This is a genomic window from Thalassotalea insulae (genome assembly GCF_030161395.1).
GTDB lineage: Bacteria > Pseudomonadota > Gammaproteobacteria > Enterobacterales > Alteromonadaceae > Thalassotalea_E > Thalassotalea_E insulae.
Genome location: NZ_BSST01000001.1, coordinates 3,787,260 through 3,812,756 on the forward strand (window position 1 = coordinate 3,787,260; position 25,497 = coordinate 3,812,756).

The window sequence follows — 25,497 nt, forward strand, 5'->3', positions numbered from 1 at the left end:
GGTTACTCTTTTTGATATTGTTTAATAAATTGCTCGCAGTCTCCTTGGTAGACATTATCAATAAGGTATTGGATCTTCCATTGCTTATCTTGTTTAATTAGCTGAAAACTATTTACGCCACAGTGACTTAATTTACCATCGAGATAAAAGGCAAAAGGAGTCCAGGCGCTGGCTAAATTACCACTTTGTAAAACCTGAATATCGAGGAGTTGCTCATCCAAATACTTGTTTGATTGGCTAACAAAGTCGGCAAATTTGGTTAAATCAGATGGATGGATGTTATTTTCCTTGGTGATTCGTTCCAGCTTAGCGTTTTCACTAAATTGCGCGATTAACTTAGCGCCGTTGTGTGCCCGCATGGCATCAAATAAATTGGTAATCGGTGCTATTGCCGCTTGATGCTGATTAGCAACACTCGGTAGAGTGCAGAGCATTAATAAAGATAGGGTCAGTGTTTTTTTCATCGGTAATAAACCTTGTTATTATATTTATTGTGATGTTTTACAATTATATTGTGGGTAGGTAAATAGTTTAACGAAATTGTTTTGTAACAGGGTATAATAGCGGCGTTGTTATATTTTATTAAGGAGCAGACTTTGCTATTTGAAGATTTTGGTTTAGATAAACGATTAATGTCGACGGTTGAACATTTGGGCTTTGCCGAGCCAACGGAAATTCAACAGCAGGCGATCCCGGTTGCTATGACAGGGCAAGATCTAATCGCATCATCTAAAACTGGATCGGGTAAAACCTTAGCGTTTATTTTACCAGCGATGCAAAGACTGATTAAAAACCGGGCGTTATCTAAACGGGATCCTCGGGTACTTATCCTGACGCCTACTCGAGAGTTAGCTAAGCAAGTGTTTGGTCAGCTGCGATTATTTACTGGTGGTACGCAATTTAAATCAGTGCTTATTCTTGGCGGTGAGAACTTTAATGATCAAGTGAAAGTCTTAGAAAAAGATCCGCATTTTATTGTCGCAACACCCGGGCGTTTAGCTGATCATTTAACTAAAGGACATTTTTATCTTAATGGCTTGGAATTACTAATTTTAGATGAAGCCGATCGTATGTTAGATCTGGGGTTTGCCAAAGAACTTAGTTTAATCAATAACAAAGCTGATCATAGAAAACGTCAAACTCTAATGTTTTCTGCCACGCTTGATCATGCTCAGGTCAATGAATTTGCCATGCAATTGCTTAATAAACCTAAACGCATTGCAATAGGGGCAGCCCATAGTGAACACAAAGATATTAATAAACGTTTTTATCTTGCTGATGACTTAGCACATAAACAAGCGTTATTGACTCATTTTCTTGAAAATGAAAACTACCAACAATTAATTATTTTTACTGCCACTCGTGCGGATACCCAAAGATTGGCTACTGAGCTGGCGGAAAAGCAGTTAAGTACAGCGGCTTTAAGTGGTGATTTAACGCAGGGGCAGCGTAATCAAATTATGGACAGTTTTGCGAAAGGACAGCAAAAGATTTTGATCACGACCGATTTGGCATCGCGCGGATTGGATCTGGTCAATGTTTCTCATGTCATTAACTTTGATTTACCTAAACATAGTGAAGAGTTTGTCCACCGTATTGGCCGTACAGGACGAGCGGGTAATAAGGGCGATGCCATCTCTTTGGTTGGCCCGAAAGACTGGCTTAGTTTTAAAAATATTGAGCTGTTTTTACAGCAACATTTTTCATTTAGTCAGGTGGATGGCTTAGTTGCTAAATTTAACGGGCTAAAAGCGAAAAAAGTAAAAACAGCTAATAAACAACCCCAACAAAAGACAGCTAACGCCAAGGCAAGTACTAAAGCGACTAAAGCGAAAGTGAAAAAGCAAACCTTATTTACTCAGGACGCTGGAGACATGCCGGTGCTTAGACGTAAAAAAGCGTTACCGACCAGTGAAATTGATAAGCAAGAGACGCCAGAAATAGATTAATATGAAGTGGGCAGTTTGTGGTTTTTTACTGTTTTTTATGACTCATGCGATTGCGTGGGGACAGGATAATGAGCTTACCATTCACATTGTTGCTCCTGAACTTCGTCCATTGGTCTATCAAAATGCTAACGGTCAGGCTGATGGCCTGTTTATTGATGCATTATCACAAGCTCAGCAACAAAGTCATTTAAATTTTCAGGTAAAAATTGTCCCTTGGGCTAGGGCAATGCAGCTGGTGAAAAATAATCAAGTAGATGCGATTATGCCGGTGTTATATACCAAAGAGCGGGCACAATCTCTGGTCTATCCACAAGCACCGCTCATTAATTTTTACGGCTCTGTCATCGTTAAACGCAGTAGTGACAGCTATTTATTTCATGGCTTTGATAAGCTTACCGACACTAAGAGTATCGCTAAAGTCAGGGCGATGTCATTTGGTAAAAATTTTAATAGGGCCATGAAAAACCCATTAATTACTATTACTGAAGTGGCACAGCTGGAAGATGCGCTAAATATGCTATTACTAAAACGAGTCGATCTCGTCGTTGCAGATGGTTTAGTTGCTGATGATATTATTTCTACTATGTCGATTGAAAATCAAGTTGAGATAATGGCAATATCTGATCATAAGGAATCCTCATACCTCGGATTTTCTCAGCGATTTTCCGAGCACTATGACGTTAACCGGATCATGGAGATGATTAATCAGTTTAATGATCCTGAATATTATCAAAAGAAACTTACGGCTAATTAAACAGTATGATTGAACAAGGAATGACATTTAAAATCATCGAAAAGGATTGGTATAAGAGGCGACAGTTAACAGGTAAAGAACTGTCTCCCGTTAGTGTTAGTATTCCTGATTACCAGGCGGTTCATAATCATTTTTGCAATATGTTTGTTCGTTATAACGATGGTTCAGAAAAGTCATTGCTGGCAAGGGTGATTTATAACAAATTAACGGCACAGTGGACGGTTGATGGTATGGAAGTTGCCGTTAAAGTAATTGAACAATAAAAACTCAGTTAGTGATAAAGGCGTATGTTATGACATCAAGCAATCAACTCCTAACAGGACATAAAAACCTTGCCAGCTGTTTATGCGGTAAAATTACCTTTGCTGTGACTGAATTCTTACCTGCTGTAGCCCATTGCCATTGTACTATGTGCCGTAAATTTCATGGTGCCGCTTTTTCTACTTTTGCCGAAGTAAAAAATCAGCATTTACACTGGTTAAGTGGTCAAGAGTATTTGTCATCTTATCGTGCGGAAAACGACTCTGTGAGGCAGTTTTGTCAATGCTGTGGTTCCAGTTTAATGTTTGAGTCGACATTTAATCGTCAGGCAAATACTATCGAAGTGGCACTTGCGGTGTTTGATAACATAGAGCATATAGAGCCACAGGCCCACATCTATACCCAATCTAAAGTTGACTGGTTAAAACTAACCGATAATTTACCTAAGTACTTAGCATTTAGACAATAAATCATTGCTTGGTGATAAGGTGCATAAATCTAGTGCCTTAGCTATGATTAATAAGAGGTTATGATTATGTGCTTTTATCGGTTTGTCTTTATTATTGCATTATGTATTTCTTGTCGCATTAATGCACAAACTATTACTGTCTTTGCCTCGTCTTATGATAAAACGCCAACTCACCAATACTATGTTGAATTACTTCGTTTTTTGCTCGATAAATCAGAACGTGAAGATATCTCAATTGTTACTTTGAAAGAAAATGTCTCTACTCATAAGCAGGTACTGACCTTATTGCAGAAAAAACTGATTGATTTGACCTGGACTGGTACCAAGAAGCATTACGAACAGGAAATGCGTGCAATTCCAATTCCGTTGCTGAAAGGCCTGTTAGGGCACAGGGTTTTTATTATTCATGGTAAACGGCGGGCTGAGTTTGAACAAGGTAGTTTATTAGCGCTTAAAAAACTAGTGGCGTGTCAGGGCAGTGATTGGCTAGATTCCGATATTTTATCTTGGAATGGTTTCAATGTATTACGTGTTGATCGTGTTGATCTGATCTTTAAAATGTTGGCTAAAGGTCGTTGTGATTACTATCCGCGAGCTATTTTTGAAGGCTATAACGAATTGAAAGTTGCTCAACAGCAATATCCAATGTTAGAGGTATTTGATGATTTAATATTGGAATATAAATTTCCACTATATTTTTTCGTGCATCAAGATAATCAGGCGCTTGCCCAATTATTAACTGACTCATTAAATCGGGCAATTAACGACGGCAGTTTTATCGATTTTATGGAGAATCATCCGTTGACCTCAGACATTTTTCCATTGTCTAAATGGCAATCTAAACGGGTGGTAAAGCTTGAAAACCCATATTTACCGAAAAGTGCACCAGTGGATAATAAAGCGATGTGGATTGCTTTGTAGCGTTAAATGCATTCAATTACTAATCGATTTCGACCATTCTTTTTCGCCTGATAAAGCAATTTATCGGCACTGAGTAGTACTTCTTCCTGAGTGTTTGACTGGTTATCGTCAATAACAACAGCCCCTATACTGATAGTCAGATGATCGGATATTTTGGAAAACTCATGTGGGAACTCTTTGTCCTCAACTGCTTGCAGCATGTTGTTAAGCACCAACGTCGCGCCGGCAAGATCACTATCAGGTAACAGTACGACAAACTCTTCTCCACCGTAGCGGGCAGAAAAATCACGGGGTCGATGTAAGTTTTCCCTGATAGTGGTAGCGACTTTTTTCAAGGCGATATCGCCAGCGCCATGACCATAGTGATCATTGTACTGTTTGAAAAAATCGACATCGATTAAGGCCACGGCCAGTTGTTTTTGATCGCGCTTATTGGCTGCTATTTCATCTTTTAAGACAATATCGAGCTTACGTCGGTTGGATATGCCGGTTAAGGCATCAAGGTGAGCGAACTTATCCAACATTTTTCTTTGCCTGATCAACTCTAAGTGCATTAATACTCGGGCGATCACTATGTTTGCTTTAAACGGTTTATAAATGTAATCACAGCCGCCAAGGTCAAAGCCCCGCTCTTCGTCATCACTATTAGCTAAGCCGGTGACAAAAATGACAGAAATAGCCATAGTTATCGGGTTGTTTTTTATTTCTTCGATAACTTCAAAGCCTGATTTGTCAGGCATGACGACGTCTAATAAAATTAAGTCTGGGACATGCTTTTTAGCAAGTTCTACCGCTTGCTCACCATTTTTGGCAAAAATAATCGTCGCTTCTTCTTGTAAAAGCTCTTTTAGAATTTTCCTGTTGGCTTTTTCATCATCAACTATTAAAACTTTTTGATCTAAACGTCCCATGGTTCTTTTATTAGTATTCTTATTTATTACGCTATAGCGGTATGTAAAGGGAGTTTCCCTTAGGCAATTTTTATCATCCATAATATGTTAATGCAATTCCGTCGCCAGTGCCTTAATTTTCTTTATTGCATCAGCATATTCGATATCTTCAATATTATCCGCTATTTGTTTTGCTGTTGCACTATGTTTAGTACCTTTGGTTAATATGAGCAGTTGCGGTAATAAATCTTCTGCTTCGGCGTTTTCTTGTTCAACTAATATTTTCATCGAGTCTAATAGCGCTGTAAGCTTGTTATGATCGCAAGGAGCGCTGTTTTCAGAACTGTCTGTCTTGTTATTATTGCTAGCTGAAACGCTGCTACTTTCGTTAACGTTTTCATCACTGGTAGGAATGGTCGCAAGTGCCATGACTATATTGTTTAGTTCTATACAGGTTTCCGCGACTAATAAGCTCGCAGCTTCAGGTTTTTCCTTAAGTTGAGCCTCCAGTTGGGTCGCTCTTTTTGCCAGAGTAACCGCACCAATGTAATTAGCGTTTGATTTTAATGAGTGGGCAATCCTAAAAGCTTCTTCAAATTGCTGATTGTGATAGATCTCTCTTAGGCCATCCACTGTATGTTGATAATTATTGTTAAAGTCTTGTACCAGTTTTTGGTAGATGTGTTTTCTACCCCCCATGGCTTTAATCGCACTGTCGATATCTAAACAATCAAGTTGGCGTAATGCCGCGATATATGCATCACTTTGAGCCTTGGGGGCTTCGCTATTTTTCCTCGGTTCAATGCTTTTCTTTGACTCTGTTTTTGCTGGTAATGCAGCCATAGGCATTGATTTATTATTTGGCTTTTTATCTAGCCATTTTGACACTAAGGTAAATAAAGCGTTTGGATCGATAGGTTTGGTAAAGTAGTCGTTCATACCGACATCCAGACAACGTTGTAACTCTTCCTGCATCGCGTGGGCGGTCATTGCGATAATCGGAAGGTCTTTAAATTGAGACTGTTTTCGGATCTCTGTCGTTGCGGTTAAACCGTCCATTTCTGGCATTTGTAGGTCCATAAATACCAGGTCATAGTGTTTATTTGCGAGTTTTTCCAGAGCTATTTTGCCATTTTCAGCAACATCAATATTGACATGAGTTTCTTCTAAAAAGCCTAAGACCACTTGTTGGTTTAAAGCGTTATCTTCAACTAATAAAATATGATCTTTAGATAAATCTAATAAACCTCTATTTACTAGCGGACGAGGTTTAGCGCTATCAATTTTTAATGCATTGGTCATCGCATCTAGTAATAGTGATGCATCTACTGGCTTTTCTAAGAAACCATCAATACTGGTTGAACGTGATAATGACATAGCATCATTTTTATCAAATGCCGTTACCATCAAGACTGCAGGAATAGCGTTTGGGCTGTCAGTTTGTGTAATAGCATGGGCTAGCTCAATACCGTCCATTTTCGGCATGCGCCAATCGGTGATCACCAAATCAAACGGTTGATTAGCAAGGTTAGCATTATTGATCAGCTCCAATGCTTCATGGGCATTGTCAGTACTGGTGATTTGACAGCCAAATTGTTGCAATAAGTCTTCCATCACACTTAAACACAGTGAATTATCATCAACCACCAAGACACTTATACCTTCAATCATCATGGTATTGCTGGCGATTATTTCACTCTGTTCTACTTGTTCAAAAGTGACGTTAAAGCTGAAGGTACTACCTTCGCCTAATGTACTATTTACCCAAATTTCACCATCCATTAAAGTGGTTAATTGTTTGCATATAGATAAACCCAGTCCGGTACCGCCAAACTTGCGGGTGATTGAACTATCTGCCTGACTAAATGACTTAAATAATTTGTTCATTGACTCAGCTTCCAAGCCAATACCGGTATCTGAGACATTAAACTCTAATTTATTTGATGCTTGTTCACTGAGTTTTACCTCGATTAGCACATGTCCGGTATCGGTAAACTTCACTGCGTTAGTGACTAAGTTCACTAGGATCTGTTGTAGTCTAACCGGATCTGATTTGATTTGTTTCGGCACATTAGGTGCAACTTTAACTACCAGTTCCAGCCCTTTACTGTGGGCTTTAAGGGCGCAAATGTTGGCGGTTTTTTTCAATAAACCTTCGATATTCATCATCACAGATTCTATTGTCATTTTGCCCGCTTCGATTTTTGAGAAATCGAGAATGTCATTGATTAATCCGAGTAGGGCTTGTGACGAATCCTGAGTTTTTTCAATTAAGTCTTTTTGATGATTATCGAGTTTGGTTTTCAGCGCCAAATGACTAAGGCCAATAATTGCATTCATCGGTGTGCGAATTTCATGACTCATTTTCGCGAGAAACTCACTTTTCGCTTGTGTTGCCTTTTCCAGTTCGGCGGTACGATTAGCTACCTGAAATTCTAAATTACGATTGATGTCGAGCAAACTTAAGTGATTTTCAACCCGAGACAATAATTCATGCTTAGAAATTGGCTTACTTAAATAGTCATTGCCACCAACAGAAAAACTTTCTACTAAATCAATGACTTGGTTTTTGGCAGTTAAGAATATGATAGGTAATTCATTAATAGAGAACGCTTTGCGCAAGTTTTTACATACTTCATAACCTGACATTTTCGGCATCATCACATCAAGCAAGATCAAATCGAATGGGCGTTTACTTTCTTTTTCCGGGTCAGGGTCATTATTATCATGCTTAAGATTAACTTTATCTATGAGGGCTAGAGCTTGCGGGCCACTGGATGCTTCACTGATTTGATAACCCATGACATTTAGGTGATTAATCAACACCTGGCGGTTTATTGGATCATCATCAACCACCAAAATATGAAAATCACTGTGATCTATGGTTGCTTCTTTGTCGAGTGTTGCCTCTTGTTCTTCAACACTGACATACTCTATTTCGTTTTCTAAGTATTGTAAACGGTTGAGTTTTTGCTGATTGGTCGATTTAATCACATTGGTAGCGTCGATTATCTGGTCGCTGTTAATCGGTAAGGTAAAGCTAAAACAGCTGCCTTCGCCAGGAGTTGAGCTCAGGTAAATATTGCCACCATGTAATTCAACTAATTGCTTGGTTACGGCAAGCCCCAACCCCGTGCCGCCCTGACCACGGTCATCACTGCCTTGTAATTGTTCAAAAGAGTTAAAAATGATGGCATGCTTGCTAGCGGGAATACCGACACCGGTATCTGTCACTGATATTTTAATGACATTACCGATATGTTCTGCATCTACAGTGACTTCACCTTGTTCAGTAAATTTAATGGCATTACCAATTAAGTTATAAAGAATTTGCTCAACTCGGCTTTCATCGGCATTGACTAACGGTAAGTTATTGGCAACGTTATTTTTCAATACCAGCGGTTTATCACCAATTAACGGGGTAGATACGGTTAACACGACATCGGTTAAGCTATGGAGTTCAACTCCACTGGTATTAAGTTTTAAGTTGTGGTTTTTAAGCTTAGAAAAATCAAGAATATCGTTTACCAGGTGCGACAATCGTTTACCACTGGCAACCACCATTGCAAGGTTTTGGTTGGCGGTATCTGGTAACTGACCTGCAACCCCGTCGATAAGCGACTCTGCCAGTCCAATGATACCATTAAGCGGGGTACGCAATTCGTGTGAGGTATTGGCTAAAAATTCATCTTTTAGCCTATCTGCGCGTGTTAATCGAATATTGATTGCATGCTCTTTTAACCGTTGATAATTCTGACGATATAAAATAAAACCAATAATACCGATGAAGGTTAAGGCATATAAAGTATAAGCCCACCAGGAGAGCCAGGGCGCTGGCAGTACAGTGATTGGTAATGATTTACCTTGCTCATTCCAATATCCATCACCATTACTGGCCTTGACCCTTAAAGTGTAGTGGCCTGACGGTAAATTGGTATAAGTAGCACGGCGGTTTCTCGCGTCGGTATAAATCCATTCATCATCAAAACCTTCCAGCATATAGGCGTATTGATTATTCATCGGGTCGGAAAAGTGCAGGGCAGCAAAATCAAACGATACCAGTTTCTCATTATGGGTTAGCGTTAATCGAGCTAATTCGTTAATCACAGAGTCTATGGTAAAGGTATTTTTGTCTTCAATTTCATTGCTGAGCTTGACGTGGTTATTGTTGATCCTGAAGTCGGTTAACACTATGTTTGGTAAAGTGGTATCGTCTTTGATATTTTCAGGAATAAAATGAACATAACCATTATTTCCGCCAAAGTAGAACTCACCTGATTGATTTTTATAAAAAGAAAATGTTGCAAACTCTTTGACTAATATACCGTCATTTTCACCATAGTTTTTAAAAGCTTCTGTCGTAGGGCTAAATTTTGAAATACCATTATTTGTGCTTAACCAAAGGTTTTCTTGATTATCTTCTAAAATGCCGTAAATAAAATTATTTGCTAAGCCATCTTCTTCTTTATAAGTAACAAATGTTTCAGTTATCGGATTAAACTTGTTGAAACCAGATTGAGTAGCAAGCCATAGGTTACCTTTTTTATCTTGGTGAATATCCAACACCCAGTCGTTGGTTAACTCACTATTGGTGGCTTGATAATGTTTAAAGGTATTATTAACAGGATCAAATTTATTGAGTCCTCTCATAGTGCCAAGCCAAAGTATTCCATTTTCATCTTGGTGAATAGACCAGACATTATCATCGGATAAAGAATTTTTGCTACTAGGATTATGCTTATAATGAGTGAATTTTTGTTTTTTAATATCGAAACGGTTTAAACCGCCACCCCAAGTCCCCAGCCATAAGGTATTTCTATTTTCCTGATAAATTGGTAGAACAATATTGTGGCTAATGCTGTTAATATTATTAGGCTCATTGCTATAGCGAGTAAATGTTTTGTTTTCAGGATTAAATAAATTTAATCCGCTATCTAAAGTACCTATCCAGATGCCATGAGAGACATCATAAATGAGAGTTCCTATTCCATTTGAGCTAATGCTGTTGGCATCATTAGGGATATTTTTGTAATGAATATATTTCCCTGTACTTTTTTCATACTCGTTTAAACCTGAATTGTAAGTACCAATCAATAATTTATCATCGTATTCTAAAAAGGAAATAATTGTATTACCGCTTAAAGTGTTTTTTTTATTTGTTTTTTGTACTGTATGATGAAACTGTTCGTTTAAGATATTGAACTTATCAACACCCCAAACAAAATTTCCAATCCATATATTGGTAGCGTTATCTGCAATAATTTGGGTGATTTCATTGTGACCGATACTGGTGGGGTCTTGGTCATCCGCTTGATAATGCTGAATGATATTTGTTGTTAAGCTTATACGATAAACGCCATTAGCTTTACTGCCAATCCATAGGTCATTGTGATGTTTTAATAGCGAAGTGATATGGATATTTGCCAGGTGGCTGGTGACCACATCATGACTGGTCACTTTTTGCGTATTGATGTCGTATAATACTAAGCCATTTTCACTACCTAGCCATAAGCTATTATTGTCCTGAATGATTGTTGTTACAGCTTGACTATTTTGGGGGAAGTTTACAGATATAAAATCTATATTGTTGACATCTGATTGTTTTAAGCCGTTCTTTTTGCTTGCAACCCATAGAATATCAGTATCATCTATGAATACTGTTTTAATATTGTGATTGCTTAAGTAGTGAGTAAAGTTTTGTCCATCAAACTTATCAAGTCCTTTACTGGTTGCGATCCAGTAATTGCCATTACTATCTTGAATAATATCATTAATTGAGTTACTGATTAAACTATTACTATTTGATGGGTCGTTGAGATAATGTTTAAAGGTATTAGTTTGTTTATTGAAACGATTTAACCCGCCCCCATCTGTTCCTATCCATAATTGATTATTTTGATCTTCAAATAGTGCAAGAATATTATTGCTGGATAAAGCTCTCTTGTTGTCGGGAACGTTTTTATAAATGGTAAACTGATAGCCATCGTAACGGTTTAAACCGTCCGCGGTACCTATCCATAAGTAACCTTGGTTATCGTATAATAATGCTTGAGTGGATCCTTGGGATAGTCCTTGTTCCCGATAAAAGTGTTCAAATTCTGTAGATAAAACGGGAGACTGAATAAGGGAAAATAATAATCCACTAAAAAATAAAAGCATGACGCGCATATAATTATCTTCTTAAATTGGTTATCTAGTTTTAGCTTTTTATCTAAACAGCTTAAATTTATTATAGGATGACAACAAGTAATTATTTTTCTCTATTTCCCCGATTTATTTCTTGACTTCTTTTTTATAGTACAACTATTCTGGGGATACTTATTTGATAAGTAGCGTAATTTATTTAAAATAACTATTATTAACTTTCTAATTGATTTTAAGGATAAACAGCATGACTAATACCGAACACTTGCATCAAGAAGGCGTTTTGAATAAAGACGATTTATCTGCAGAACATACAGAAGCGATTGATAGCTTGTCAAAAGAAGAAGTTGAACAGCTAAAATCAATGAATAAAAATGCTAATAAAGGAAAAGATAAGCCAGTTGGCATTGCAATTTAATGAGCAGCCATTACGAAAAACTTTCACACCGCCTGGCTTTAATGGAAGCCCGGGCGTGTGAAATAAATAGGAAGTTTTTAGCATTATCTGTTAACCCTCAAGTTTGTATTGAACAGGCAATAATGAATTATAGGGTGTCAAATGCAACAGTTGCTTTAATGAAAGAAGTTATTCGTTGCTCTGCTCGTTATGATGAAAATGAAGTGTTACAGCCGTTAGTTCGTTATATGAAAAAACATATTCCTGAAGAGGCTGGGCATGATGAGTGGTTTTTGGATGATTTAACTGTTCTTGGTGTTTCACGTGAAGAAGTTAAAGCGAAATTACCAAACTCTAATATATCTTCACTTATAGGTTCACAGTATTATTGGATCAACCATGTTCATCCCGTTGCATTTATGGGGTATTTGTTTTGCTCCGAAACTCATCATCCCACTGTCGAATATGTTGAAAAACTAATTGCAAATTCTGGTTTACCAGCAGAAGGTTTTAGCAGTTTGATGCATCATGCTAAGCTTGATGTTCACCATAAAGAAGACATTATTAATGTATTGAATGGTCTCCCATTGACTGAAGACCTACTAAAGATAGTAGAAATGAGTGCGTTTCAAACTTATCGTTATATTGCATTGGTTATGGAGGATGTTTGTAAAACCGCACCTATTGTTCAAAAAGCTATAGCGTAAGTAAACTAAATTATAGAGCATCTTATGATGCTCTTTTTAGAAGGATATGAGAATTTAGATAATGGAAGTAGTGCATAGAAGAACGCTTTTACCTGATCCCTATGATGCAAGAGATCATCATTTTTGTGATATTCATGGCCATAATGCTATTCAGTTTTGTAATATTAGTTGCCTTACCGAAAAACAAGAAAAAATTTACCAGCAAATAAAGCCGCAAGTGGATTTGCGCGAATTGCTTACCTCAGAGATTATTAATCAGGGACTATTGAATTCCTGCTCTGCTTGTGCGATTGCAGTTGCGTCCGAGCTTTATCTTGTTCGAGAACGTCAGCCTTTCGTTGATGAAAATGCCCGTAATATAGATGCCTCACAGATGTTTGTTTATTACAATGAGCGGGTAATCGAAGATAAGGTCGATATTAACGCACCTGTTTTTATTCGTAATGGTATTAAATCATTATTTAAATATGGCATTTGCTCTGAAAAATCCTGGCCCTATCCTGAAATGGCAATGCCTGCAAGCTTAACGAAAGTGCTGGCTAATGGAACGGCTGAACAGATAGAACAGGAAGTTAACCGTATTTTATCTGAGCATCAGGATGAAATTCAGGCAGCGATAAAAGAAACGCCTTCTAAACAGGCAGTTGATCAAGCGCAAAAGCATATTATTAATCGCTACTGTCGGTTAGATGAAGAAGATGATTTAACTGAACTGCGTTTAGCTTTGTCAAAAGGCATGCCGGTTATTTTTGGTATGATGGTACCAAGAAGTTTCTACGCTATTAAAGCAGATGGTGTTATGGCTATGCCAAGTCCTACGGATGTAAGATTAGGCGGACACGCGCTATTAGCCGTTGGTTATGATGATAAACGTGAAATGTTTATTGTTAGAAACTCCTGGGGCGAGGAGTTTGGTGATAAAGGCTATTGTTATATGCCGTATGAGTTCTTCAGTACTAAATTCAAACAAGGGGATGAAGAGCAAGACAACACCTTTAGTTATTGGTGTTTAACCCATGAATAAATGCTTGTTGTGACTCGCTACGCTCGTGACAACCTACATGTTTTTTGCTGAACTTCATATCGTTCAGGTCAACTTACAAAATTGAGCCAATATGTAGGTCGATTTGAGCGTAGCGAAACTCGACAATGAAGATATAATGTTATGCTTGTTGTACCTCGCTATGCTCGTGACAACCTACATTAATTTAAATTTAACACGCCTGCTGGTCTATCTTTAAAATCAGGCATTGGTGGTGTTTCTCCCACTAAAGCCAGTGCTAGATAACAATTGCTTAATGATAGTAATAACTTATTATCAATTAAAAATGAAAGAGACTGATTTATTTCGCTATCTAGCACACTTTCATGAATTGCTGTTAATTTTGATTTCAATCGTTGAAAGGTTACAGGTTCAGCACATAGACGATAAATATCCGCTGTTAATCCTGTTAAAGTATGAGTGAAATTTGTCGCTACTTTTCTGGTATCGATAATAACAACTTTATTCTCTTGGTCACTCATATAAAGCAGTGGAAATGAAGAACCACTCCATTGTTGTAACCATGTATCGACTTGAGCTTGTACTTTGTTGTGTGATTCAACTTCAAAAATAATATTGCCATTCAAGGTAAATACTTTTTCATTTCTTGCCGAACGATGATCGAAAAAGTAAGCAATATTCAATAATGCCTGGCCGCGTAGTGGGTAAATATGCTGGTAGCTTTTAAAAGGTTCTAAAGTAAGATCAAATTTTTCAGGAGTTTTATGGTAAGGGCTAAAACGAGGGAAAAGAATTTTTAAAAGGTGCTTAAAAGGCGGTTGTAGATGAGTGATAAGCGGAATAATTTCCGCCATTTCATCAAACCACTCTTCTTTTTCGCCGGGAGCACCACATAATATATTCCAGAACACATGGATGCCGTAATTTCTTAACCATTTTAAAGCAGAGATATTTTGAATGCCGGTAACGCCTTTACCTACTAATTTTAAAAAGTCATCATGAAGGCTTTCAAAGCCTGGCTGCACCCAGTTAATCCCCGCCTTAGCGTATTGCTCTACATGCTCTTTTCTTAAGTTGGATTTGGTTTCAAAAAACAGGTTATATTTACGTTCTTCACTTAACTCAGGAAGCAAAGTTTTCATATACTCCTGCGGAAAAATATTGTCGACAATCTCAAAATTTTGAATATTAAACTTTTCTGATTGTTGCTTAAACTCTTCTATAACCTTATCGGCTGGCTTGCATCTATGCTCCATACTAACACCATTTAAACCGCAAAAAGTGCAATGTTTTTTCGCACCCCACCAGCAGCCTCGTGATGTTTCTGCGAGTAATCCTGGAGTAATATTTTCTGTTAAGCCAAGTTTTTCAAGGGTTTCAAAATAGGTGTCGTAAGTTGGCGTTTTTACTTGATTCATGTCCTCAACATAACCGCGGGGTGGTTTTTTATTTTCTGCTGCATTGGTTATCAATAAATCACTATGGCCTTGGGCAATAAAGCCATGAGGCAGGTTATGCGGGCTGATATGTACATCTCGCATTAATTTATCTACAAATTCACCTATGACGGCATCGCATTCACCCGAAAACACATAATCGACCCAGGTGAAGTTTTCACTAAGAGTTTGCCCCATAATGCTTTCACAGTTAGCGCCTCCCATCATAGTAATAATATTGGGGTTGAGCTCTTTTAGTTTTCTAAGCAGTGCTAAAGAAGCACAGTTTTGTTGGAAGGTTGAGGTACAGGCGACAATTTTTGCTGGTGTTTTAGCAATTCGTTCTGCTAATTTAACGATAAAAGTCTCTGCTTTATCTCGTACACGGTAAATATGCTGGATTTGTTCTTCAGTTATATCGTTAAATAATGCAAAAAATTGTTCGTCAGTATTTGGTTTATCGGGAAAAGCAGCTTGTGAAAATATCCATTCGCCAAGTAAATGTTGAAAGTTTGAGTTATCTATTTCATCGTATTCTGCTAGGCCAATTATTTTGGCAAACTCTAAGTTACTGTATATCGCGTTAACTTGATGATCATATTCTCTAATATAAGTCTCTAATAACCCCAATGCTAATGATGGTCGGGTAACGGATGAATAAGGCATGTTTACTAAGCAGATATGTTGTGACATCTTCAGATTTTCCCCTGCAAAACCAGTTTGTGGCGAGTGTTTTTTATTTCCTTGTTGATTAACAGTAACGGAATGTTGGGCTAATTAAAATACTTGATTGATGTTTATCATAGCTTATTTAAGCGAATGGTTAGAAAGTCAGCAAATAGCTACGATCTCATAATATGTCGAAGTTGCTTTGTTTTTTACTGTCATATTTCACTGCGCTTTGGAACGAATTACTGGAGGTTAAATTGCTGATCAAAGTTCATTTCGACTTTTATATTTTCGTGCTTCGTTACTTTCTGTGGATATACAATTAACTTTTCCTTGTTTAATTACTGATAAAACCTAGCAATCAAGCTTAGGGTCAGTATAATGTGCGTGCTGCAATTTGGCAGCATATTATGAATGGTCCAAACTGTATAATTATTTACCTATTGTAAATGTGCTAATTGTTATGTGTTTTTAATAGATTAGCGGTTTAGTGAGTAAATAATTGTACAGATTGGATAAAGAATAAATCAGAAATTAAAGGAACAGATTTTATGTTCAATCCAGTAACAAAAACATTTGAGTTCGGTAAGCATACTGTAACGCTTGAAACTGGTGCTATCGCACGTCAAGCAACGGCTGCTGTTATGGCGAGCATGGACGATACCTCAGTATTAGTCTCAGTAGTAGGTAAAAAAGAAGCGGTTGAAGGTCAAGACTTCTTCCCATTAACTGTTAACTATCAAGAGCGTACATACGCGGCTGGTAAAATTCCAGGTGGTTTCTTCAAACGTGAAGGTCGTCCTTCAGAAGAAGAAACTTTAATCGCCCGTTTAATTGACCGTCCAATTCGTCCGTTATTCCCAGAAGGGTTTACTAACGAAGTACAGGTTATTATCACCGTTGTTTCTGCTAACCCAGAAATCTCACCAGATATTATTTCTTTATTAGGTACTTCAGCGGCACTTGCTATTTCAGGCGTGCCATTTAGTGGTCCGGTTGGTGCAGCGCGTGTTGGTTATGCAGACGGTAAATACGTGCTTAACCCGTTACAATCTGAGTTAGAAACTTCTCAATTAGATTTAGTGGTTTCAGGTACTGATTCTGCCGTATTAATGGTGGAATCTGAAGCCGACGTTTTATCTGAAGAAGTCATGCTTGGTGCTGTTGTATACGGCCATGAGCAAATGCAAACTGCTATTACAGCGATTAAAGAGTTCGCTGCTGAAGTTGCTACTCCTGCTTGGGAATGGACGGCTCCAGAGAAAAATGCGGATTTAGTCGCTAAAATTGCAGAACTAGCGACAGAACAAGTTAATGAAGCATATCAAATTACTGAAAAAGCAGCGCGTTATGAAAAAATTGCTGAAATTCGTAATGCTGTTATTGCACAACTAGAAGAAGCAGATGCGGAACTTAATGTGCAAGAAGCGAAAGACTTATTCCATGATTTGGAGAAGCAAGTCGTTCGTGGCCGTATTACACAGGGCTCACCACGTATTGATGGCCGTGATCCTGAAATGATCCGTGCATTAGATGTGATGACCGGTGTATTACCTCGTACTCATGGTAGCGCGGTATTTACTCGTGGTGAAACCCAAGCACTTGTTACGGCTACTTTAGGTACACAACGTGATGCTCAGCGTCTTGATACTATTATGGGTGAGAAAACTGACAACTTTATGTTGCACTATAACTTCCCTCCATATTGTGTTGGTGAAACAGGTTTTGTTGGTTCACCTAAGCGTCGTGAAATTGGTCATGGTCGTTTAGCAAAACGCGGTATGTTAGCCGTGATGCCTTCTGCTGAAGAATTTCCGTATGCCGTTCGTGTCGTATCTGAAATCACAGAATCAAATGGTTCGTCTTCAATGGCTTCTGTTTGTGGTACATCATTAGCGTTAATGGATGCAGGTGTACCAATTAAGTCTTCTGTTGCTGGTATTGCCATGGGTCTTGTTAAAGAAGGTGATGACTTTGTTGTACTTTCTGACATCTTAGGTGATGAAGATCACTTAGGTGATATGGACTTTAAAGTGGCGGGTACTACTGAAGGTATTACCGCACTACAAATGGACATTAAAATTGAAGGTATCACGCAAGAAATCATGCAAATTGCTTTGAACCAAGCAAAAGCAGCACGTACTCATATTTTATCTGTCATGGATTCTGCGATTAATTCAGCACGTGATGATATTTCACAATTTGCTCCGCGTATTCATACCTTAAAAATCAATGCAGATAAAATTCGTGATGTTATCGGTAAAGGTGGGGCGACTATTCGTCAACTTACTGAAGAAACTGGTACTACTATCGAAATTGAAGATGATGGTACAGTAAAAATTGCTGCAACCGATGGCCTGCAAGCTGAAGATGCGATTAACCGCATTAAAGCACTAACCGCTGAAATTGAAGTTGGTACGGTTTATACCGGTAAAGTTGTTCGTATCGTTGACTTTGGTGCCTTTGTTAATGTATTACCAGGTAAAGATGGTTTAGTACATATTTCACAAATTTCAGATGAACGCGTTAATGCAGTAAGCGACGTACTTTCTGAAGGTCAGGAAGTGACAGTGAAAGTATTAGAAGTTGACCGTCAAGGCCGTGTTCGTTTAAGCATGAAAGAAGCGGCTGAAAAGCCAGCTGAACAAGCAGCTCCTGCGCCAGAAGCGGATACAGCTGAATAATATTCTTATTTAGCACATTAGTCTTGTAAAAAACCAGCGTTTAGGCGCTGGTTTTTTTATGGCTGTGTTTGTAAGAAAATAGTAATACTGATTAAGTTTGCTATTTGAAGTTTAGCTGGTATTTATCCAATAGTTCTTGATAACTAGGTGTCGATTTTAGTTGTTGGATGAGTTGCTCTAAAGTTTGTTTAATTGTGTGTGAATCTTTCCTTTCTTTGGTTAACACCATATATACTGGAGTCATTGCGACATATGGCATTATTGCTCTCACTTTAGTATTTAGCTGTTCATGGTTTATTAAGCGACTAAACTTGAACGGATTGCCGATCAGCATATCGATTTGTTTATTCAATAATAGTTTTAATAATACCTCTTCGGTTAATGCTGGGCGTTTTTTTAAATACTGCGCTTGATCGAAAGCTTTTCCATAGGAATACTCTCTAAGTGTGCCAATTGCATAAGGAGCGAGTTGCGTTAGCTGACCGGTAAAATCAATATCAGTATCTGTTAAACTAAATAGTTGATTAATTTCACTACCATAACTAGGTTCGATAAAATAGTAAATCTGTTTGCGTTTAGGCGTTTTAAATAAGGTAAGTATCAGGTCAACCTTACCGCGTGCAACAAGATCAAGTGCTCTAGGCCATTGCAAGGTAATAAAGTTAAAATCAAAGTGAGAGTTCACTTTAATATAATTTATGATATCTACCGATAAGCCTTTTAGAGTATCTTTTTCTTTATAATAAAACGGGTAATACCCTCCCTCAGCTATTGCGACAGTTAAGGTCGTTTTATTACTTTTAGTAACGTCGTTACTTATTATCCCCTTTGTGTTTGCAAAAACAGAAAGAGGCAACAAATAAAATAAGATTAATACATGTATTAAATACTTCATAATAGATAAAAGTATAACGATTTCCTGCAATTAATCTAACCTAGGGAATCTTGTGTAACCATAGAACATTGTAAACAAAACTAAGCGTGACAAAAAAATTTAATAAAAAAGGCGCCTGAGCGCCTTTAGAATTTATTAGTTTTTAATTATTGCAACTTAACTAACCATCGATTAATGGGTTGTTAGGATAGTTTGCTGCTAAGACCTGTTTCGCATTACTTTTTAAGTCTTCTAACCCCATTTTATCATAACACTCGATCATAATTTCTAATGCTTGTTCTACTGCCTCACTTGGGTTGTAGTATTCCACAATATATCTGCCACGGTTAGCTGCAGAAGCGTACGCTTCACGTTTTAAATAAAAGCGTGCAACAGATAACTCATATTTAGCTAAACGAGATTTAATGCCTATCATGCGTTTTCTCGCGTCAGCGGCATATTTACTTTCAGGGTAATTCGTCAAAATGGTTTTAAAATCGTTAAAAGCTTCACGTGCCGCTGTTGGGTCTCTGTCAGCACGGTCAATGCCAAGCAAATCTTGGAACATATTCTCTTCGGTTGATAAGTGCATCAATGCACGCATGTAATAGACATAATCAATGTTGGCATGGTTAGGATTTAAACGTAGAAAACGTTCGGCTAATGCGATACCTTGTGCCGAATCACCACTTTTATAATAGCTGTAGATTAAGTCTAACTGTACTTGATGCGAAATAGGGCCGAACGGATAACGCGAGTCTATGGCGGATAATATTTGAATCGCTTTTTTATATAAGCCACCATCTAACGCTTCGCGAGCATCTGCAAATAGTGCTTGAGCCGATTTGTCGGGTATCTTATCTACTTCAGTATCGTTAGAAGACGAGCAACCTACTAGAGTAAGAAGAAGTGTTAAAAATAAAGTTTTAAATGTCAGTTTGTCCATAGACTTGGGTATCACTACTTATAATTGTTAAAATAAATTGTTTACTTGTTTTTATTTACTTAATGTAATTGCGCTGTCAAACAGGTAAAATACATATAAGCATTCTAACCTAGCAAACAAACCTTGCACAGTGCTAATTAATAGAGAATTTAATGGCTGAAATTATTCAACACCAAGATATAGTCCCTCAAACCTGTTTAGGTAAGCGATTCGACCAAAGCTTAGCGGAAATGTTCCCCGAATATTCGCGCTCTCGATTAAAAGAATGGATATTAGCTGGTCATGTATCTGTTAATGGGGAAGTATTAACCAAAGCACGTGAGAAAATGTTTGGTGGTGAAACTATCGTCATTGAAACTGAAGTAGAAGCAGAAGAGCGTTTTGAAGCGCAAAATATTCCACTTAATATCGTGTATGAAGATGATGATATTCTTGTTATCAATAAACCAGCCGGCCTAGTGGTTCACCCGGGGGCTGGTAATCCTGATGGTACAGTATTAAATGCTTTATTACATCATTGCCCTGATATAGCTGTTGTACCGAGGGCAGGGATTGTTCATCGCTTAGATAAGGATACAACAGGATTAATGGTGGTTGCTAAAACTATTGCGGCGCAAACTAATTTAGTAGAGTCATTACAGGCAAGAGAAATTACCCGCGAATACGAAGCGATTGCCAATGGTTTGATGACAGCAGGTGGCGTGGTGGACGAACCTATAGGTCGTCATGCAACAAAGCGTACTCATATGGCAGTGACTACGTCTGGACGTCCTTCTGTGACTCATTATCGAGTCATGGAAAAGTTCAGATTACATACTCGCTTACGTTTAAGATTGGAAACAGGACGTACTCATCAAATTCGCGTTCATATGGCACATATTACTCATCCACTCGTCGGCGATCCGGTTTATGGTGGTCGTCCACGTCCGCCAAAAAATGCGACATCAGAATTACGTGAAGTATTGAAATCATTTAAACGTCAGGCATTGCACGCCACAATGTTGTCTCTGTTTCACCCAATAACTGGCGAGCAGATGACGTGGCACGCAGAAATACCAGAAGATATGGTGCAACTCACTAATATCTTGCGCGAAGATACTAAACTTAATGCTCAGGCAGAGTATTAATCAAGCCTTTGATAATATTGATTTGCCTGTAGATAATATTCAGGCATTTCAAACGACTCGGTTGTCGCCTAACAAAGGAAAGGCAAGCGTAGCACCTTATGACGCGTTTAATCTTGGTTTGCATGTGGGAGATGATCCTCAACAAGTATTAAATAATCGCTCACAATTATTATCTTATTTACCAGCCAAAGCTAACATTCAGTGGCTTGAACAAGTACATGGCGCATATGTTGAAAAAATCTCAATAGTAAGTGACAAGCCTTTGGTTGCTGATGCGATTATTACGCAAACACCGAAGTTAGCACTGGCCATTATGACTGCTGATTGTTTGCCAATTTTACTTGCCAGTAAAGATGGCGATGAAATTGCCGCTATTCACGGTGGTTGGCGTCCGTTGGCCGCTGGCATTATTAAACATACACTGGAAATGATGCAAACCGACAACAAGGAAATAGTTGCCTGGCTAGGTCCATGCATTGGAAAAGAAGCGTTTGAAGTAGGAGCAGAAGTTAAAGAAGCTTTTATTTCGATATCTGAAACTTACGTCAAGGCCTTTACTCAGGTGACTGATGATAAATGGCTAGCAGATTTACCTTACATTTCGATACAAATGTTATTTGATTGCGGTGTTGAAACTATCATTAATGATCATTACTGTACCTTTAGTAATAACCATCGATATTATTCATATCGAAAAGCACCTCAAACGGGCCGTATGGCTTCGCTTATTTGCATTAACTAACAATAAATAATCAAAATATAGGGAATGTTATGAAACTGTGGAAACTTGCTTGTCTGTCTTTCTTATCGCTGTTGTTGATCAATTGCGGTTCTTCGAGTTCATCCGACAATAGCAAAAAAACTAGTGAAACGATTGTTATTGATCAATCGCCGGATGAAAACTTAGCAATTCCTGATAATACTGTAGTTTCTTCATATCAAGTATTACTAATCGGCAATAGTCATGTTGCATCAAATGATTTACCGGCTTTGATAGAGCGATTTATTAAACTTGGTAAGCCTAATGCGAAAGTCTCTGTTGAGCGTTTGTCAAATTACAATTATTTAGATAACAGAATTAATGATGGTGTAACTTTAGAAGAAATTGAACGAAAGAATTGGAGCCATGTGGTGTTACAAGGACAGAAATACTCACAAAGTAAATCTGTGCTTTATTCAACAAGAGAAGCTGAAAAATGGATATATTTAATTAAGCAGCGTGGTATTACCCCAATTTTATTTCCGGAACACCCTCAACGGGGGAGTACATGGGAAGCGCAATATGTTCATGATATTCATTTATCGATTAAAAATAATCAGCAATCCTGTGTTGCGCCAGTTGGTTTAGGTTGGAATGAGGTGTTATCACAGTTACCAGATTTAACCTTACATGCCCCTGATGGTAATCATGCCGCATATGCAGGTAGCGTTTTTACAGCATTAGTTTTTTATCAGGTGATCACAGGGGAGTTGGCGGATGCCTTACCTTATAGTGACAAAATAAAACTCGATAATTCAACACAGGCTAGATTGGGGGAAATTGCATCACAAATACTTGATGAGTATCAAGCATGTGATTATTAATTGCTTGAATTTTTTGTAAAAGCCCATAGTTTTATAAGTGAGATTAATCGTAAGTCCAGTAATATGGCTGTAGGAGAAAAAACTTATGCGTTTAGACCGTTTCACCCAAACCTTTCAAGTCGCCATTTCTGATGCGCAATCGATAGCATTAGGTAAAGATCACCAATTTATAGAGCCAGCACATTTAATGCTGGCATTATTAAATCAAAACAACGCCAGCACTTTACCTTTGCTGAAAAGTGCCGGAGTTGATATCTATTCTTTAAGGTCCCAACTTGAACAGCTGATAGAGTCGTTTGCACAGGTGAGCGGTACTGGCGGAGAAGTTCAGCTTTCAAATTCTTTAGGTAATTTACTGAACCTATGTGATAAATATGCCCAGAAAGAAGGGGATAAATTTATCTCCTCCGAGATTTTTATATTAGCGGCATTACAAGATAAAGGTAAGCTGGGACAAATCTTAAAATCATTAGGTGCAACTGAAACTCGGATCAAAGATGCTATTATGCATATAAGAGGTGGTCAAAATGTAAATGACCAAAATGCTGAAGATGTCCGTCAAGCATTAGATAAATTTACTGTTGATGTTACAGCTAGAGCAGAAGAAGGTAAATTAGATCCCGTTATCGGCCGAGATGATGAAATTCGCCGTACCATTCAAGTATTACAACGCCGAACAAAAAACAATCCAGTATTAATAGGTCAACCTGGGGTAGGTAAAACAGCAATTGTTGAAGGTTTAGCACAACGTATTGTTGATCATGAAGTGCCTGAGGGGTTAAAAAATAAGCGCGTCTTGTCGCTCGATATGGGAACCTTGGTCGCAGGGGCAAAATATCGCGGAGAATTTGAAGAAAGATTAAAAGCAGTTTTAAACGAACTTGCTAAAGAAGAAGGGCAAGTTATTTTATTTATTGATGAGTTGCACACTATGGTCGGCGCAGGAAAAACAGATGGCGCTATGGATGCAGGTAATATGCTTAAACCAGCATTAGCGCGTGGTGATTTACATTGCGTAGGTGCAACGACTTTAGATGAATACCGACAATATATCGAAAAAGACGCTGCACTTGAGCGCCGTTTTCAAAAAGTGTTAGTGGATGAGCCAAGTGTAGAAGACACCATCGCTATTTTGCGCGGCTTAAAAGAGCGTTATGAATTACATCACAATGTTGAAATAACTGATCCGGCGATTGTAGCGGCAGCAACTTTATCCCATCGTTACATTAGTGATCGTCAATTACCAGATAAAGCTATTGATTTAATTGATGAGTCTGCATCGAGTATTCGCCTGCAAATGGACTCTAAGCCTGAAGAGCTAGATAAACTGGAACGTAAAATCATTCAGTTAAAGCTTGAGCAAAAGTCGATGGAAGATGAAACGGATGATGCTTCGAGTAAGCGACTGACATTGATTAATGAGCAGTTATCTGACTACCAACGTCAATTTGATGAGTTGGATGAAGTATGGACCTCAGAAAAAGCCGCTATTCATGGCACTCAAGCCATTAAAGAAGATCTAGATCACGCACGAATAGAGCTTGATGCTGCGCGAAGAAACGGTGATTTAAATCGCATGGCAGAATTGCAATATAGCCGTATACCTGACTTGGAAAAGCAGTTAGATTTAGCAACTCAGGCTGAAATGCAAGAAATGAGTTTATTGAGAAATAAAGTTACGGATGTCGAAATAGCCGATGTGTTAAGTCGTTCAACGGGTATTCCTGTAGCTAAAATGTTGGAAGAAGATAGAGATAAATTACTGCGGATGGAAGATGAATTGCATCAACGTGTTATCGGTCAATCGGAAGCTGTGCTTTCGGTTTCAAATGCGATAAGACGTTCACGCGCCGGATTGGCTGATCCCAATCAACCTATAGGTTCGTTTTTATTCTTAGGCCCGACAGGGGTGGGTAAGACAGAATTAACCAAGGCGTTGGCAAGCTTTTTATTTGATACCGAAGATGCTTTAATTCGTGTTGATATGTCTGAATTTATGGAAAAGCATTCCGTAGCCCGTTTAGTAGGAGCTCCTCCCGGCTATGTCGGTTATGAAGAAGGGGGCTATTTAACGGAAGCGGTAAGACGTAAGCCGTATTCAGTGATACTGCTAGATGAAATAGAGAAAGCACATCCTGATGTTTTTAATATTTTATTGCAAGTATTAGATGATGGTCGTTTAACAGATGGACAAGGTCGCACAGTAGATTTTAAAAATACAGTAGTGATCATGACGTCAAATATTGGTTCGGATATTATTCAAAGCTTCGGGGATGATAGTCACTACGAAGCGATGAAAAATCAGGTGATGGCGGAATTAAGTCAGCATTTCAAGCCTGAATTTATCAATCGTGTAGATGAATCAGTTGTTTTTCATCCTTTATTGTCTGAGCAAATTAAACAAATTGCTGGCATTCAAATAGATGATTTGGCAAAACGTTTAGCAGATAGAGATATTGATTTGTCAGTGACTGAGCAAGCCCTTGCATTAATTGCACAGGCTGGCTTTGACCCTTTATTTGGTGCAAGACCATTAAAACGTTCAATTCAGCAAGGAATAGAGAACCCATTAGCACAAAAAATATTGGCAAATGAGTTTATCTCTGGCAGTAGAATAGTGATCGATGTAGAAGGCGATAATTTAGTGTTTAGTGCTGACAATTAATTGGGAATAAAAGTGTG

Annotated in this window: 19 protein-coding genes; 13 read left to right on the top strand and 6 right to left on the bottom strand. The window is 38.1% G+C overall.

Going from position 1 to position 25,497, the window contains the following annotated elements:
- Positions 1-2: 2 nt before the first annotated feature.
- Positions 3-464, bottom strand: coding sequence for a hypothetical protein (locus QQK06_RS16995; RefSeq protein WP_284245993.1), 462 nt, complete (start codon positions 462-464; stop codon positions 3-5).
- Positions 465-596: 132 nt separating this feature from the next.
- On the opposite strand from QQK06_RS16995, the gene QQK06_RS17000 reads away from it, so the two are divergent.
- The 5 genes from QQK06_RS17000 to QQK06_RS17020 all read left to right on the top strand — a co-directional run bounded on the left by QQK06_RS17000 (position 597) and on the right by QQK06_RS17020 (position 4,354).
- Complete coding sequence (locus tag QQK06_RS17000) at positions 597-1,949, top strand: DEAD/DEAH box helicase (protein WP_284245995.1); 1,353 nt, start codon at positions 597-599, stop codon at positions 1,947-1,949.
- A gap of 1 nt (position 1,950) precedes the next feature.
- The gene (locus QQK06_RS17005; protein ID WP_284245996.1) at positions 1,951-2,703 is read left to right on the top strand and encodes a substrate-binding periplasmic protein; all 753 of its coding nucleotides are present in this window, start codon (positions 1,951-1,953) and stop codon (positions 2,701-2,703) included.
- Between the two features lie 20 nt (positions 2,704-2,723).
- Positions 2,724-2,966, top strand: coding sequence for a hypothetical protein (locus QQK06_RS17010; RefSeq protein WP_284245997.1), 243 nt, complete (start codon positions 2,724-2,726; stop codon positions 2,964-2,966).
- A gap of 29 nt (positions 2,967-2,995) precedes the next feature.
- Positions 2,996-3,433: a GFA family protein gene (locus QQK06_RS17015; RefSeq protein ID WP_284245998.1), complete on the top strand. Its 438-nt coding sequence runs from the start codon at positions 2,996-2,998 to the stop codon at positions 3,431-3,433.
- Between the two features lie 66 nt (positions 3,434-3,499).
- Positions 3,500-4,354, top strand: a complete 855-nt coding sequence (locus QQK06_RS17020; RefSeq protein WP_284245999.1) for a type 2 periplasmic-binding domain-containing protein — start codon at positions 3,500-3,502, stop codon at positions 4,352-4,354.
- A gap of 2 nt (positions 4,355-4,356) precedes the next feature.
- Here QQK06_RS17020 and QQK06_RS17025 read toward each other — a convergent pair whose 3' ends face one another.
- Positions 4,357-5,265, bottom strand: coding sequence for a GGDEF domain-containing response regulator (locus tag QQK06_RS17025; protein WP_284246000.1), 909 nt, complete (start codon positions 5,263-5,265; stop codon positions 4,357-4,359).
- 87 nt (positions 5,266-5,352) lie between these two features.
- The gene (locus tag QQK06_RS17030) at positions 5,353-11,412 is read right to left on the bottom strand and encodes a response regulator (RefSeq protein WP_284246001.1); all 6,060 of its coding nucleotides are present in this window, start codon (positions 11,410-11,412) and stop codon (positions 5,353-5,355) included.
- A 223-nt stretch (positions 11,413-11,635) separates the two neighbouring features.
- Here QQK06_RS17030 and QQK06_RS17035 point away from each other — a divergent pair, with 223 nt between their 5' ends.
- The 3 genes from QQK06_RS17035 to QQK06_RS17045 all read left to right on the top strand — a co-directional run bounded on the left by QQK06_RS17035 (position 11,636) and on the right by QQK06_RS17045 (position 13,516).
- The gene (locus tag QQK06_RS17035) at positions 11,636-11,806 is read left to right on the top strand and encodes a hypothetical protein (RefSeq protein ID WP_284246002.1); all 171 of its coding nucleotides are present in this window, start codon (positions 11,636-11,638) and stop codon (positions 11,804-11,806) included.
- On the top strand, positions 11,806-12,492 hold the full coding sequence (locus tag QQK06_RS17040; protein ID WP_284246003.1) for an iron-containing redox enzyme family protein: 687 nt from the start codon (positions 11,806-11,808) through the stop codon (positions 12,490-12,492). Before QQK06_RS17035 ends, QQK06_RS17040 begins: the two co-directional genes overlap by 1 nt.
- Before the next feature lie 61 nt (positions 12,493-12,553).
- Positions 12,554-13,516, top strand: a complete 963-nt coding sequence (locus QQK06_RS17045; protein WP_284246004.1) for a C1 family peptidase — start codon at positions 12,554-12,556, stop codon at positions 13,514-13,516.
- Between the two features lie 179 nt (positions 13,517-13,695).
- On the opposite strand, the gene QQK06_RS17050 is transcribed toward QQK06_RS17045, so the two are convergent.
- A complete protein-coding gene (locus QQK06_RS17050; RefSeq protein ID WP_284246005.1) occupies positions 13,696-15,624 on the bottom strand; it encodes a RiPP maturation radical SAM C-methyltransferase in 1,929 nt (642 codons plus the stop codon).
- A 527-nt stretch (positions 15,625-16,151) separates the two neighbouring features.
- On the opposite strand from QQK06_RS17050, the gene pnp reads away from it, so the two are divergent.
- Positions 16,152-18,284: a polyribonucleotide nucleotidyltransferase gene (gene pnp / locus QQK06_RS17055; protein WP_284246006.1), complete on the top strand. Its 2,133-nt coding sequence runs from the start codon at positions 16,152-16,154 to the stop codon at positions 18,282-18,284.
- 100 nt (positions 18,285-18,384) lie between these two features.
- On the opposite strand, the gene QQK06_RS17060 is transcribed toward pnp, so the two are convergent.
- Together QQK06_RS17060 and QQK06_RS17065 are read right to left on the bottom strand one after the other, a co-directional pair.
- Positions 18,385-19,179: a substrate-binding periplasmic protein gene (locus QQK06_RS17060; protein ID WP_284246007.1), complete on the bottom strand. Its 795-nt coding sequence runs from the start codon at positions 19,177-19,179 to the stop codon at positions 18,385-18,387.
- A 160-nt stretch (positions 19,180-19,339) separates the two neighbouring features.
- Positions 19,340-20,104, bottom strand: coding sequence for an outer membrane protein assembly factor BamD (locus tag QQK06_RS17065; RefSeq protein ID WP_284246008.1), 765 nt, complete (start codon positions 20,102-20,104; stop codon positions 19,340-19,342).
- A gap of 152 nt (positions 20,105-20,256) precedes the next feature.
- On the opposite strand from QQK06_RS17065, the gene rluD reads away from it, so the two are divergent.
- The 4 genes from rluD to clpB all read left to right on the top strand — a co-directional run bounded on the left by rluD (position 20,257) and on the right by clpB (position 25,480).
- Positions 20,257-21,231, top strand: coding sequence for a 23S rRNA pseudouridine(1911/1915/1917) synthase RluD (gene rluD, locus QQK06_RS17070; protein WP_284246009.1), 975 nt, complete (start codon positions 20,257-20,259; stop codon positions 21,229-21,231).
- The gene (pgeF, locus tag QQK06_RS17075; protein WP_284246010.1) at positions 21,212-21,973 is read left to right on the top strand and encodes a peptidoglycan editing factor PgeF; all 762 of its coding nucleotides are present in this window, start codon (positions 21,212-21,214) and stop codon (positions 21,971-21,973) included. The genes rluD and pgeF overlap by 20 nt, the downstream gene beginning before the upstream one ends.
- Before the next feature lie 29 nt (positions 21,974-22,002).
- Entirely contained in the window at positions 22,003-22,815 is an 813-nt protein-coding gene (locus tag QQK06_RS17080; protein ID WP_284246011.1) for a hypothetical protein, read from the top strand.
- Positions 22,816-22,900: 85 nt separating this feature from the next.
- A complete protein-coding gene (gene clpB, locus QQK06_RS17085; RefSeq protein WP_284246012.1) occupies positions 22,901-25,480 on the top strand; it encodes an ATP-dependent chaperone ClpB in 2,580 nt (859 codons plus the stop codon).
- Positions 25,481-25,497 lie beyond the last annotated feature (17 nt).